Annotated in this window: 11 protein-coding genes; 7 read left to right on the top strand and 4 right to left on the bottom strand. The window is 74.3% G+C overall.

What is annotated here, in order from left to right; genetic code table 11:
* Positions 1–142: 142 nt before the first annotated feature.
* Positions 143–1,375: a CoA transferase gene (locus E1300_RS40455; protein WP_131762582.1), complete on the bottom strand. Its 1,233-nt coding sequence runs from the start codon at positions 1,373–1,375 to the stop codon at positions 143–145.
* A 136-nt stretch (positions 1,376–1,511) separates the two neighbouring features.
* Here E1300_RS40455 and E1300_RS40450 point away from each other — a divergent pair, with 136 nt between their 5' ends.
* Entirely contained in the window at positions 1,512–2,558 is a 1,047-nt protein-coding gene (locus E1300_RS40450; protein ID WP_131762581.1) for an enoyl-CoA hydratase/isomerase family protein, read from the top strand.
* On the opposite strand, the gene E1300_RS40445 is transcribed toward E1300_RS40450, so the two are convergent.
* From E1300_RS40445 to E1300_RS40435, 3 genes are all read right to left on the bottom strand, one after another.
* Complete coding sequence (locus E1300_RS40445; RefSeq protein ID WP_131762580.1) at positions 2,545–3,336, bottom strand: enoyl-CoA hydratase; 792 nt, start codon at positions 3,334–3,336, stop codon at positions 2,545–2,547. The two genes, E1300_RS40450 and E1300_RS40445, sit on opposite strands and share 14 nt — an antisense overlap.
* A gap of 107 nt (positions 3,337–3,443) precedes the next feature.
* Positions 3,444–5,129: a thiolase C-terminal domain-containing protein gene (locus E1300_RS40440; protein ID WP_131762579.1), complete on the bottom strand. Its 1,686-nt coding sequence runs from the start codon at positions 5,127–5,129 to the stop codon at positions 3,444–3,446.
* Positions 5,130–5,153: 24 nt separating this feature from the next.
* On the bottom strand, positions 5,154–5,345 hold the full coding sequence (locus E1300_RS40435; RefSeq protein ID WP_131762578.1) for a ferredoxin: 192 nt from the start codon (positions 5,343–5,345) through the stop codon (positions 5,154–5,156).
* A 269-nt stretch (positions 5,346–5,614) separates the two neighbouring features.
* Between E1300_RS40435 and E1300_RS40430 the strand changes: the two genes are divergently transcribed.
* The 6 genes from E1300_RS40430 to E1300_RS40405 are packed head-to-tail and all read left to right on the top strand — an operon-like array spanning position 5,615 to position 13,099.
* On the top strand, positions 5,615–7,042 hold the full coding sequence (locus E1300_RS40430; protein WP_131762584.1) for an aldehyde dehydrogenase family protein: 1,428 nt from the start codon (positions 5,615–5,617) through the stop codon (positions 7,040–7,042).
* Positions 7,039–8,244 (top strand): CaiB/BaiF CoA transferase family protein, encoded by a 1,206-nt coding sequence (locus E1300_RS40425; RefSeq protein ID WP_131762577.1) that lies wholly within the window; start codon positions 7,039–7,041, stop codon positions 8,242–8,244. The genes E1300_RS40430 and E1300_RS40425 overlap by 4 nt, the downstream gene beginning before the upstream one ends.
* 33 nt (positions 8,245–8,277) lie before the next feature.
* Positions 8,278–9,822 (top strand): AMP-binding protein, encoded by a 1,545-nt coding sequence (locus E1300_RS40420; RefSeq protein ID WP_131762576.1) that lies wholly within the window; start codon positions 8,278–8,280, stop codon positions 9,820–9,822.
* Positions 9,823–9,851: 29 nt separating this feature from the next.
* Complete coding sequence (locus E1300_RS40415) at positions 9,852–11,030, top strand: amidohydrolase family protein (protein WP_131762575.1); 1,179 nt, start codon at positions 9,852–9,854, stop codon at positions 11,028–11,030.
* 17 nt (positions 11,031–11,047) lie between these two features.
* Positions 11,048–12,688: a methylmalonyl-CoA mutase family protein gene (locus E1300_RS40410; RefSeq protein ID WP_207400237.1), complete on the top strand. Its 1,641-nt coding sequence runs from the start codon at positions 11,048–11,050 to the stop codon at positions 12,686–12,688.
* Positions 12,689–13,099 (top strand): cobalamin B12-binding domain-containing protein, encoded by a 411-nt coding sequence (locus E1300_RS40405; protein WP_131762574.1) that lies wholly within the window; start codon positions 12,689–12,691, stop codon positions 13,097–13,099.
* Positions 13,100–13,113: the final 14 nt, after the last annotated feature.

Raw genomic sequence — 13,113 nt, 5'->3', positions numbered from 1 at the left:
AGCGCGCCGCCGCGGCAGGCGACCGCGGGCTCGCCGGGCCGCCGCGCCAGCCCGGAGCCGATCTCCGCGATCCGGCCGCCGGCCACCCGGACGTCCGCCCGGACCCGCCCGCCGATCTCGGCGTCGCGCAGCAGCAGCCCGCTCACGGAACGGGGATTCCCAGCTCGCCGAGCACGTCGGCGGTGTCGCGGCCCGGCTCGGGGGCGGTGCCCGCCGCCTCTCGCCGCACGGGTTCGGCGACCGGTACCGTCCCGTCCTCGGTCTCGACGGCCCAGCCGTCCCCGCACGGGACGGCGGCCGGGGGAGGGGTGCCGTCTTCCTGGTCCAGGGTCGCCGCGACGACGTCGGCCATGGCCACGTCCCACACGGCGCCGCCGGCGATCGGCGCGGACGCCGCGAGGACGGCGGCCACCAGGCCGGTGAGCGGGTCGGCGACGGCGTCCCCGCAGAACAGCGGCGTGCCGTCCGGTTCGCGGCGGACGAGCCCGGACGCGGCGGCCACGTCGTCGCCGAAGCCGATCCGGCCGTCGTCCCGCCCGTACGCGGTGATCGAGATCCACGTGGTGCCGCCGGCGGCCGCGGCCGCCTCGGCGTCCAGGCCGAACCGGGCGAGCGCGCGGGGCCGCGACGCCTCGACGACGATGTCCGCCGCGTCCACCAGCGCCGCCATCGCCCGCCGCCCCCCGGGAGCCGCGGGGTCGAGCACGACCGAGCGGTGCCCGGCGTGCAGCAGCCGGTAGAAGCCCGGGTCGCCGCGGCGGGCCCCGTCCGGCCGGCCCGGCGTCTCGACCTTGACGACGCGCGCCCCGGCGAGGCCGAGCAGGTGGGCGCACAGCGGCCCGGCCCACAGCGCGCTGAAGTCGGCGACGAGCAGGCCCGCGACCGGGCGGGGCGGCAGCGGTTCCGGAAGCGGCCGGGGGACGGCGGGCGGCCGGACCGGCCCGGCCGCGACCCCGAGGAGCTCCGCGCGCTCGGCCAGCTCCGCGCCGGTGTGCTCGCGCAGCCAGGCGGTGACGTCCGGCCAGGGGTCGCCGATGGCCGCGCCGGTGCCGGTGAGGGCTCCGAGCAGGGCGGGATCGTCGGGACGGGCGCAGGACACGGCCGCCCAGCCGTCCGCCGTGGGGAGCAGGCGGCAGGCGCCCCCGGCCGACACCGTCCCGCGGCGCCGGTGGCCGGTGAAGGCGGCCCGCTCGGAGAGCAGGCGCGAGCCGTCCAGGGGAAGGCGCGCCCCGGCGCGGTCCGCGAAGATCTCGGCGAGCTGACGGGCGAGCAGCGCCCCCCTGCCGGGCGGTACGAGAGGCGGCCCGCCGGGACGGCCGGTCAGCGCGACCGCGCCGCTCGCGGCCCATGCGGCCTGCGCCTCCGCCCTGCTCATCCGGGCGCGCTCATCCGGGAGGCGTCCCGCCGTCGGCGTCGCTCGGCATGGCCCGACGATACACTCCGGTCCCCGGAAAGATCGCCGCGTGGATCCGCCGCACGGCCGGGACGCGGGACCCCGCCGGGAGGAGCCGATGACCGGACCCGTGCACGTCTCGATCGCCGATCTTGCCGCCGGGGCCGCGGGCGCGCCGCTCCTCGGCCCGGACGGCGCGGTCCGCGACCCGCTGGTGTTCGTGGACCTCGCGGGCATGCCCGGCGATGCCGCGATCGTCGCGGACGCGGTGCGGCAGGCCCGCGAGTCCGACCGCATCCTGATCGGCACGGCGCGCGGAGGCCAACCTCCCCTGGAACTCGTCCAAGCGCTCGACCTCACCCTCGGCACGAGTGAAGCCGGGAGAGAGACGGTGGACGTCGCTGACCCGGAGGAGCGGGTCCGAGCGCTGCACGACGCCGTCACAAGCCACCCCCAGGCCGCGCTGATGCTGCGCGACGTACTCAGGACGACCGGTGAGCTGCCCGTCCCGGCGGCTCTGGACGTCGAGTCCTACGCCTACTCCACCCTCCTCGGCGGTGAGGAGTTCCGGCGATGGCTCGCCGCGCGCGGCCCGCGTCCCGGACCGCCCGAGACGACCGAACCCGTGCTGGTCGCCCGGGACGGCGGGCGACTGCGCATCACGCTCAACCGGCCGGAGCGGCGCAACGCCTACGGGAGGCAGGTCCGCGACGCCCTCGTGGACGCCCTCGAAGTCGCCCTGCTGGACGGCGGGATCGGCCGCGTCACGCTGGACGGGGCCGGGCCCGCCTTCTGCTCCGGCGGCGACCTCGGCGAGTTCGGCACCGCGCCCGACCTCGCGACCGCCCACCTCGTCCGGACGCGCGGCGGCGCGGGACGGCTGGTCCACCGGCTCGGGTCCCGGCTGGAGGTTCGCGTCCACGGGACGTGCGTCGGCGCGGGCGTCGAGCTGCCCGCCCTCGCCGCCCGCGTCACCGCGCGGCCGGACGCGACGTTCCGGCTGCCCGAGGTGTCCATGGGGCTGATCCCCGGCGCGGGAGGCACCGTGGGCGTCCCGCGCCGGATCGGCCGCTGGCGCGCCCTCTACCTCGCCCTGACCGGCGAGGCCCTGGACGCGGAGACCGCTCACGCCTGGGGCCTGGTCGACGGGCTCACTGGGCCTTGATGCGCCCCTTCATCTCCTCCAGCCTCATCAGGACGGGGTAGCCGCCGACGCTGAGCGCGTTGCCGTGGCCGGTCTCGTGGATGTCGAACACCGCCTGGATCGCCGCGTAGAAGCCCTGGACGTCGAGGGTCTGGTTCACGGCGCGCTTGGCCTGCCTCAGCGCGAACGAGTCCATCTGGGCGATCTGCCCGGCGAGCTCCATGGCGGCGGAGTCGAGCTCGTCCAGCGGGACGACGCGGTTCACCATGCCGATCCGCTCGGCCTCCTCGGCGGTGACGGCCCGTCCGGTGAACAGGATCTCCTTGGCCTTGCGGGGGCCGAGCTCCCAGGTGTGGCCGTGGTACTCGACCCCGCCGATCCCCATGTTGACGACCGGGTCGGAGAACTGCGCGTTCTCGGCGGCCACGATGAGGTCGCAGGGCCAGCAGAGCATGAGGCCGCCCGCGATGCACTTGCCCTGGACGGCGGCGATCGACGGCTTGGGGACGTTCCGCCAGCGCAGCGTGTACTCCAGGTACCGGCGCGCCTCGACCTGGTAGATGTGCTCCAGGGTGATCTTCTCCGGGGCCGGCCCGCCGCCCTTGAGGTCGTGCCCGGCGGAGAAGTGGCGGCCGTTGCCGCGCAGCACGATGACGCGCACGCCGTCGTCCGCGGCGGCGCGGGTCCAGGCGGCGTCGAGGTCGTCCAGCAGCTCCATCGTCTGGGCGTTGGCGGCCTCGGGCCGGTTGAGGGTGATGACGGCGACCCTGTCCTCGACCTCGTACAGGATGTGGCTCATCTCGTGTCTCCTTAGCCGGGCCGGCCGGGTGCGCGCCCGGCGATGACGGCGCGCCTGGCGAGAGAATAACATTCTCTTTCAGAGCAAGTAATGGTCTCATCGAGCCGTCAGGTCTCGGTCCGCAGCAGGAGCACGCCGCTGGGCGTGAGGCCGCCGCTGCTCACCGCGGCCACCCGGGCGTCCCGGACCTGCCGCGCGCCCCCGTCCCCGCGCAGCTGGACGACCGCCTCGTGGACCAGCCCCATGCCGTGGGTGCGCCCGTGCGAGAGCTGCCCGCCGTGGGTGTTGAGCGGGAGCAGGCCGTCCCGGGCGATGTTCTTGCCGCCCTCCAGGAAGTCCTTGGCCTCGCCGATGCCGCAGAAGCCCAGCGCCTCGATCCACGACAGGCAGTTGAAGGTGAACCCGTCGTAGAGCAGCGCCACGTCGACGTCCTCGGGCCGCAGGGACGTCCGGGTCCAGAGGTGCGCGGCCTGCCCGAGGACCTGCGGCTCGTGCGTCAGCGTGCTCTGGTCCCACTCCAGCCGCTCGATGATCTGCGTGCCGACCGCCTCGACCAGCACGGGCGGCCGGGCGAGGTCCCGCGCGGCGTCCGCGGCCGAGACGATGACGGCGATCGCGCCGTCGCAGGGCACGTCGCAGTCGTACAGCCCGAACGGCGTGGTGATCGTCCTGGCCGCCAGGTAGTCGTCCATCGTCATCGGGTCGCGGTAGACCGCCGCGGGGTTGAGCCCGGCGTTCGCCCGCTGGTTCAGCGCGATCCAGCCGAGCGTCTCCCGGGTCGTCCCGTAGCGGTGGAAGTGGCGCTGCGCGTTCTGCGCCAGGGTGTGCGCCGCCGACACCGCGCCGAAGGGCGCCGTCCAGCCCGCGACCCGGCCGGCGGGCGGCGCGATCTCGCCGCGGCGGACCTGCTCGGCGTGCGTGGCCTCCCACAGCGTCCGGAAGCAGAGGACGTGCCGGGCCAGCCCCCCGGCGACCGCGAGCATCGCCGCGATCACCGAGCCGCCCGGGCCGAACGTCTCGGGGCCGCCGTTGTGCCAGGTCGGCCGGATCCCGAGCGCCGACTCCAGCGCGGTCACGCCGCCCTCGGCGAACCCGCCGAACGCTCCGCCGCCCGGATAGGTCGAGAGGCCGTCGATGTCGTCCAGGGTGAGGCCGGCGTCGGCGACGGCGCGCTCGCACGCCCGGACGGTCAGCGACAGCGGGGACACCATGAGCCGGCGGCCGATCTGCGAGGCGCCGATGCCGCTGATCGCGACCCTGTCCTCGAACTTCTCCCGCGTGACCATGGGGCGCACGTACCGCCGCACCTCCTCCGGGGCGGTCTCGTGCAGCGGATCCCCGCCCGGCGCCTCCTCGTCGGCCGGGGGCGCGGGCGGCGCGTCCGGGGCCGCCGGGCGGAACAGCGGCAGCCACACGTCCTCGGCGCGCTCGAAGACGACCTCCATCCGCATGCCCAGTTCGAGGGACTCCGGGTCGCACCCGACCGCGTTCGTGGTCAGCCGGACGCGGGGGTCCTCCTCGATCGCGACCTGCGCCACGACGTAGGGCGCCGGGAGGCCGGGCAGGCTGAACCGGTGGTTGACGGTGAAGCCGATCAGCGTCGCGAACCCCGACACGGCCCGCACGCCCAGGGCGCGCCCGCGGCAGTACCGGCAGACCGGCTGCGGCGGATGGATCAGGGCGGAGCACGACCCGCACTCCTGGAACCGCAGCAGGCCGTCGGCGCCGGACGTCCAGAAGAACGCGTTGTCCAGGGTGAGCAGGGGCAAGGGACGGCCCGGGGGCACGGTCACGTGGTCTCCTTCGCTCGGCCGGGGTCAGGAGACGCTGATCGCGCGCTCCGGGCACGACCGGACCGCCTCGATCACGTCCGCCTCCAGGTCGGCGGGGACGTCCTCGGACACGGGCGAGGCGTGCCCGTCCACGTCGTCGAGCTCGAAGACGTCCGGAGCGTTCATCGCGCAAAGCGTGTGTCCCTGGCAGCGTTCGGCGTCGACTCGTACCTTCACGGTCGCGTCTCCCTCGTCTCGCGCGTCGTGGCGAAAATCTTCCTTCCAGTGACGAGAATCGTACTCTCGCACGTGGAGTTCCCGGAAGTCCCGATCATGGGGCGGCGGGGCGCGGCCGCCCGCGGCCCGTCCGCCCGCCGCCCTGTGGAGGTTGATTCGCTCTGAATGAGAATGTAGTTTCCAGGCCAACGGAAGGAGGCCGGGATGCGGTTCCAGCACAGGGCGGCGGTTCTCACCGGCGGCGGACGGGCGGTACGGCCGTGAAGCGCATGCTGATCGACGGGAGGCTCGTGGACGCGGGCCGGACGTTCGACACCCTCAACCCCGCGACCGGCGAGGTGCTCGGCCGGGCGCCGGACGCCGCGCCCGCCGACGCGGAGGCGGGCGTCGAGGCGGCCCGCCGCGCCTTCGACGCCACGACGTGGGCGACCGACCACGCCTTCCGCGCGCGGTGCCTCGACCAGCTCCACCGGGCGCTGACCGAGCACAGCGAGGAGCTGCGCGAGCTCACCATCGCCGAGGTCGGCGCGCCCCGCATGCTGACCCACGGCCCGCAGCTCGACCAGCCGATCGAGCTGGTCCGCTACTACGCCGACCTGCTCGCGTCCTACTCCTGGACCGAGGAGCTCGGCGAGATCGAGACGCGCGGACAGCGGCACCGGCGGTGGGTGGAGAAGGAGGCGGCGGGGGTGGTCGCCGCGATCATCCCCTACAACTACCCGAACCAGCTCGCGCTCGCGAAGCTGTCGCCCGCGCTCGCCGCCGGCTGCACCGTCGTGCTGAAGGGCTCTCCGGAGACGCCGCTCACCACGCTCGCGCTCGGCGAGCTGATCGCCGCCCACACCGACATCCCGGCCGGAGTGGTCAACGTCATCACCTCCTCGGAGGTCGCGACCGGCGAGGTGCTCACCACCCACCCGGGCGTCGACGCGGTCACCTTCACCGGCTCCACCGCCACCGGGCGCCGGATCATGGAGGCCGCGAGCGGGACGGTGAAGCGGGTCTTCCTGGAGCTCGGCGGCAAGTCCGCCATGATCGTCCTGGACGACGCCGACCTGGAGGCCGCCGCCCTGTTCGCAGCCTTCTCCATCTGCTCGCACGCGGGGCAGGGCTGCGCGCTGACCTCGCGGCTGGTCGTGCCGCGCGCGCGGCACGACGCCATCGTCGAGCAGGTCGCGGCGCACCTGGAGCGCGTCCCGTACGGCGACCCCGCCGACCCCAAGACGTTCATGGGCCCGCTCATCAGCGAGCGGCAGCGCGACAAGGTCGACGGGATGGTCCAGCGGGCCGTCGCGGCGGGCGCGACGCTGGTGACGGGCGGCAAGCGGGTGGACCCGGGCTTCTTCTACACCCCGACGCTGCTCACCGGCGTGGACCCCGGCGGCGAGATCGCGCAGGACGAGGTCTTCGGCCCCGTCCTCGCGGTCATCGCGCACGACGGCGACGACGACGCCGTCCGCATCGCCAACGACTCGATCTTCGGCCTCTCCGGCGCGGTGCACAGCGCCGACGAGGAGCGGGCCGTCGCCGTGGCGCGGCGCGTCCGCAGCGGCACGTTCAGCATCAACGGCGGCAACTACTTCGCCCCCGACGCGCCGTTCGGCGGCTACAAGCAGTCGGGCATCGGACGCGAGATGGGCGTCGCCGGGCTGGAGGAGTTCCTGGAGTACAAGACCCTCGCGGCGGTGGTCGCGTGAGGCCGCTCGACGGGATCCGCGTCCTGGAGGTCGCGATGTACGGGTTCGTCCCGTCTGCGGGCGCCGTGCTCGCCGACTGGGGCGCGGACGTGATCAAGGTCGAGCACGCCGTGACCGGCGACCCGCAGCGCGGGCTGCGGCAGACCGGGACCATGCGCGTCGAGGGCGACCCGAACCCCAACGTCGAGCACGCCAACCGCGGCAAGCGCAGCATCGGCCTCGACATGGCCCGCCCCGAGGGGCGCGAGGTGCTGGACGAGCTGATCCGCCGCTCCGACGTGTTCCTCACGAGCTTCCTGCCCGGCGCGCGGCGCAGGTTCCGCATCGACGTCGAGGACGTCCGGAAGGCCAATCCGGCGATCGTCTACGCACGGGGGAGCGCGCTCGGGCCGCGGGGGCGGGAGGCGGAGAAGGGCGGCTACGACATGACGGCGTTCTGGGCCCGCGCCGGCACTGCCGCCAGCCTAACCCCGCCGGGCGCGGAGGGCATGGTCCCGCCGCCCGGGCCCGCCTACGGGGACACGATCTCCGGCACGAACCTCGCCGGCGGCATCGCGGCGGCGCTGCTCGCCCGCGAGCGCACCGGCGAGCCGTCCGTCGTGGACGTCTCCCTGCTCGGCAGCGGACTGTGGGCCATGGGCCACGGCATCGCGCTGTCGCTCCGTCTCGGCGAGCCGATGGTCGCCCTCGCGCCCGGCGCCCACGGCTCGCCGACCAACCCCCTGACCGGGCTGTACCGCACGGCCGACGGCCGCTACCTGTCCCTCGTCATGCTCCAGCCCGCGAAGTTCTGGGCCGACGTGTGCCGCCACGTCGACCGCCCCGAGCTCGCCGACGACCCGCGCTTCGCCACCGCTGAGCTGATCGCCGAGCACACGCCGGAGGGCGTCGCGCTCCTGCGGGAGGCGATCGCCGCCCGCACCCTCGCCGAGTGGACCGAGCGCTTCGCCACCCTCGCCGGCCCCTGGGCCCCCGTGCAGGACTCCTTGCAGGTCGGAGCCGACCCCCAGATCCGGGCGAACGAGTACCTGGCGCGGGCGGGCGAGCTGGAGCTCGTCACCAGCCCGGTGCAGTTCGACGTCGAGCCGCCGCCGCTCGGCCCGGCGCCCGAGTTCGCCGCGCAGACCGAGGAGATCCTCACCGAGGCGGGCCTGGACTGGGACCGCATCATCGCGCTCAAGGCGGCGGGGGCCATCACCTGACCGTCCTCCCGTTCCGCGATCGGAGCCGTTGCCATGCGTACGATCCCCGCCGAGCTGGTCGAGCGGTACGAGTCGGAGGGCTGGTGGACCGGGGAGACGCTCGGGGACGTGCTGGCCCGCGGGCTCGGCGCGGCGCCCGCGGCCCCGTTCCGGGTGCACTCGGACGTGCGCCCCTGGTCCGGGACGTTCCGCGACGTGGAGCGGGTCGCGCGGCGGCTCGCGGGCGGGCTGCGGGCGCGCGGCGTCGGGCCCGGCGACGCGGTCGCGTTCCAGCTCCCGAACTGGATGGAGGCCGCCGCCGTCTTCTGGGCGTCGGCGCTCCTCGGCGCGGTCGTCGTGCCGATCGTCCACTTCTACGGGCGCCGGGAGCTGTCCTCCATCCTCCGCGCCGTCGATCCCCGCGTCTTCGTCACGGCCGAGCGGTTCGGGCGGATGGAGCACCAGCCCGACCTGTACGCGGACGTGCCCGTCGTCGGCGTCGTGGGGCGCGACTTCGGCGACCTGCTCGCCGACGACCCCATGCCCGGCGTCCTCGCCGCCGACCCGGCGGACCCCGCCCTGATCGCGTTCACCTCCGGCACCACGCGCGACCCGAAGGGCGTCGTGCACGCGCACCGGACGCTCGTCCACGAGACGCGCCAGCTCGCCGGGCTGTTCCCGCCCGACCGGGGCCGGCAGCTCACCGCCGCGCCCGTGGGCCACTTCATCGGCATGCTCAACGCCTTCCTGATCCCCGTGCTGGACGGGTCGCCGGTGCACCTCGCCGACGCGTGGGACCCGGCCCGCGTGCTGGCGCTGATGCTGAGCGACGGCCTCACCGTGGGCGGCGGCGCGCCGTACTACCTGACGAGCCTGCTCGACCATCCCGGCTGCACGCCCCGGCACCTGCGGCGGCTCAGGTACGCGGGGCTCGGCGGGTCCGCGGTCCCGGCGGCGGTCACCGGCCGGCTGGCCGGCCTCGGCATCACGGTGTTCCGCTCGTACGGCAGCACCGAGCACCCGTCCGTGACGGGCTCGCTGTACACCGCGCCGGAGGACAAGCGGCTGTACACCGACGGCAGCCCGCTGCCCGGCGTGGAGCTCCGCCTGGACGCCGACGGCGAGATCCTCACCAGGGGCCCGGACCTCTGCCTCGGCTACACCGACCCGGACCTCACCGAGCGCGCGTTCGACGGCGACGGCTGGTACCGGACGGGCGACGTCGGCACCGTGGACGGGGACGGCTACCTCACGATCACCGACCGCAAGTCCGACCTCATCATCCGCGGCGGGGAGAACATCGGCGCGCTGGAGGTCGAGGAGGTCCTGCTCGGCATGCCCGGCGTCGCGGAGGCCGCCGTGGTCGCCGCCCCGGACCCGCGGCTCGGCGAGCACGCCGCCGCGCACGTCCGGATGCGGGCCGGCGAGGCCGCCCCGACGCTCGCGGAGATGCGGGCCCACTTCGAGCGGGCGGGCCTGGCGCGGCAGAAGTGGCCGGAGGAGCTCCACGCCGTGGACGACTTCCCCCGCACCCCGAGCGGCAAGATCCAGAAGTTCCTTCTGCGCCGGGGCATTGCGGTGCCTCCCGGAAGAGAATAGCATTCTCGTTAACAGCAAGGGAGGATCTCATGCCGTCGCGTGCGCTGCCGTACCCGCTCTTCGACGCGGACAACCACCTGTACGAGACCCAGGAGGCGCTGACCAGGCACCTCCCCAAGGAGTACGCGGGCGCGATCCAGTACGTGCAGGTGAACGGCCGCACGAAGATCGCCATCCGCGGGCACATCAGCGACTACATCCCGAACCCCACGTTCGAGGTGGTCGCCCGGCCCGGGGCGATGGAGGAGTACTTCCGGGTCGGCAACCCCGACGGCAAGTCCCGCCGGGAGATCTTCGGTGAGCCGATGCGCTCGATCCCCGCCTTCCGCGAGCCCGGCCCCCGCCTGGAGCTGCTCGACGAGCTCGGCATCCAGCGGACGCTGATGTTCCCGACGCTGGCCAGCCTGGTCGAGGAGCGGATGCGCGACGACCCCGAGCTGATCCACGTGGTCGTGCACGCGCTCAACCAGTGGCTGCACGAGGAGTGGTCGTTCAACTACAAGGACCGGATCTTCACCACGCCGGTGATCAGCCTGCCGATCCTGGACCGGGCCATCGCCGAGCTGGAGTGGTGCCTGGAGCGCGGCGCCCGGGCCATCCTCGTCCGGCCCGCCCCGGTGCCCGGGTACCGCGGCCCGCGCTCGTTCGCGCTCCCCGAGTTCGACCCCTTCTGGAAGATCGTCCAGGAGAACGGCGTCCTGGTCGCGATGCACTCCTCCGACAGCGGCTACGCCCGCTACACGAGCGAGTGGGAGGGCGGCGACTTCGAGATGCTGCCGTTCAAGCCCAACGCCTTCCGGATGATCGGCGAGTGGCGGCCGGTGCAGGACGCGGTCGCGTCCTGGGTCTGCCACGGCGCGCTGTTCCGCTTCCCCGACCTGCGCATCGCGGTCATCGAGAACGGCTCGTCGTGGGTGGCGCCCCTCCTCGACCAGCTCGGCGACATCCACAAGAAGATGCCGCAGGACTTCGCCGGGGACCCGGTCGAGGCCGTCAAGCGCAGCATCCACGTCAGCCCCTTCTGGGAGGAGGACATGTCCGAGCTGACCGACCTCATCGGCGTCGAGCGGGTGCTGTTCGGCTCGGACTACCCCCACCCCGAGGGCCTGGCCGACCCGGTCAGCTACGTCGAGGCGCTGCACCGGCTCAGCGAGGAGGACCAGGCGAAGGTCATGGGCGGCAACCTGGCCCGGCTGATCTCGGCCTGAGCGACGGGGACCGCGACGTGGAACGGGAGACGAACCCGGGCGGGCCGCCGGGCACCGCGGGCGGCGTCCCGGACGGCACCGCGGAGGACGCGGTCCGGACCTCGTCCGGCATCCCGCTGCGGCCGGTGTACGGGCCGGGGGACCGGACGGCCGAGCCTCCCGAGCCGGGCCGGTTCCCCTTCACCCGCGGCAACTACGCGTCCGGGTACCGGGGGCGGCTGTGGACGTTCCGCCAGTACTCGGGGTTCGGTACCGCCGAGGAGTCCAACCGCCGCTACCGCTACCTGCTGGAGCAGGGCGGCACCGGCCTGTCGGTCGCGCTCGACCTGCCGACGCAGTGCGGCCACGACTCCGACGACCCCGAGGTGGGCGACGAGGTCGGACGGGTCGGCGTCGCGGTCGACACCCTCGCCGACGCCGAGATCCTGTTCGAGGGCATCCCGCTGGACCGGGTGAGCACGAGCTTCACCATCAACGGGACCGCCGCGATCCTGCTGGCGTTCTACGTGGCCGCGGCCGAGCGCGCGGGCGTGCCGCGGGCGAAGCTGACCGGGACGATCCAGAACGACATCCTCAAGGAGTACGCCTCGCGGGGCACCTGGATCTGGCCGCCCGAGCCGTCGCTGCGGCTCATCGCCGACACGATCGAGTTCTGCGCCGCCGAGGTGCCGAGGTTCAACGCGATCTCGGTGGCGGGCGCGCACTTCCGCGACGCCGGTGCCAACGCGGTGCAGGAGATGGCGTTCACGCTCGCCGACGGCGTCACCTACTGCGACACGGTCCTCGCCCGCGGCCGGATGACGATCGAGCGGTTCGCGCCGCAGGTCTCGTTCTTCTTCTACACGCACGGCGACTTCTTCGAGGAGGTCGCCAAGTACCGGGCGGGACGGCGGCGGTGGGCGACGATCGTCCGCGAGCGGTACGGGGCCACCACGGACAAGGCGTCGATGTTCCGCTTCGGCTGCGTCGCCGGCGGCGCCTCGCTGTACGGGCCGCAGGCGCGCAACAACGTCGTGCGGGTGGCCTACGAGGCGATGGCGTCGGTGCTCGGGGGCGTCCAGTCGATGTTCACCGCGGCCTGGGACGAGCCGTTCGCGCTGCCGAGCGAGGAGTCGGCGACGCTGGCGCTGCGCACCCAGCAGATCCTGGCCCACGAGACGGGCGTCGCCCGCGTCGCCGACCCGCTCGGCGGGTCGTACTTCGTCGAGGCGCTCACCGACGCGACGGAGGCCCGCATCATCGAGATCATGGACGACCTGGACCGGCGGGGCGGCATGGTCCGGGCGATCGAGGACGGCTACCTCCAGCGGCTGATCGCCGACGAGGCGCACCGGCTGCACCGGGACGTGGAGTCGGGGGCGCGGCCGGTGGTCGGGGTCAACCGCTTCGTCTCCGACGAGCCCGCCCCGGACATCGCGACGTACGAGCTGGACGCCGAGGGCCGGGACCGGCAGCTGAAACGGCTGGCCCGGGTGAAGGCCGAACGCGACGCCGGCGCCGTCCGGGCGCGCCTGGCCGAGCTGGCCCGCGCCGCCGAGGGCACCGACAACCTGATGGGCCCGCTGATCGACTGCGCGATCGCCTACTGCACGGTGGGCGAGATGGTCGCCGCGCTGAAGGCGGTCTGGGGCGAGTTCCAGCAACCGGTGGTGTTCTAGATGCCCGAGACGCCCGTGCGCGTGCTGGTCGCCAAGCCCGGCCTGGACGGCCACGACCGCGGCGCGAAGATCGTCGCCAGGACGCTCCGCGACGCCGGGTTCGAGGTCGTGTTCACCGGGATCCGGCAGCGGGTCGAGGACATCGTGGCGATCGCATTGCAGGAGGACGTCGCGCTCGTCGGCCTGAGCATCCTGTCCGGGGCGCACGTCGCCCTGACGGCCCGCACCGTGGAGGCGCTCCGCGCCGCCGGCGCCGCCGACGTCACGGTGGTGGTGGGCGGCACGATCCCGGCGGCGGACGTGCCCCGCCTCCGGGCCGCGGGCGCCGCCGCGGTCTTCCCGTCCGGCACGCCCCTGGACGACCTCGTGGCGGAGGTCCGCGCCCTCACCGGCGCCGCCGCCGCGCCCTGACCGCTCCGCGCACG

This window comes from Actinomadura fibrosa, from assembly GCF_900659615.1.
GTDB lineage: Bacteria > Actinomycetota > Actinomycetes > Streptosporangiales > Streptosporangiaceae > Spirillospora > Spirillospora fibrosa.
This window is presented reverse-complemented; position numbering and strand designations above follow the sequence as displayed.

Coding starts and splice junctions, on each gene's coding strand:
- E1300_RS40415 (WP_131762575.1), top strand. CDS start 9,852: ATGCCGTCGCGTGCGCTGCCGTACCCGCTCTTCGACGCGGACAACCAC.
- E1300_RS40450 (WP_131762581.1), top strand. CDS start 1,512: ATGACCGGACCCGTGCACGTCTCGATCGCCGATCTTGCCGCCGGGGCC.
- E1300_RS40420 (WP_131762576.1), top strand. CDS start 8,278: ATGCGTACGATCCCCGCCGAGCTGGTCGAGCGGTACGAGTCGGAGGGC.
- E1300_RS40455 (WP_131762582.1), bottom strand. CDS start 1,375: ATGAGCAGGGCGGAGGCGCAGGCCGCATGGGCCGCGAGCGGCGCGGTC.
- E1300_RS40445 (WP_131762580.1), bottom strand. CDS start 3,336: ATGAGCCACATCCTGTACGAGGTCGAGGACAGGGTCGCCGTCATCACC.
- E1300_RS40405 (WP_131762574.1), top strand. CDS start 12,689: ATGCCCGAGACGCCCGTGCGCGTGCTGGTCGCCAAGCCCGGCCTGGAC.
- E1300_RS40430 (WP_131762584.1), top strand. CDS start 5,615: ATGCTGATCGACGGGAGGCTCGTGGACGCGGGCCGGACGTTCGACACC.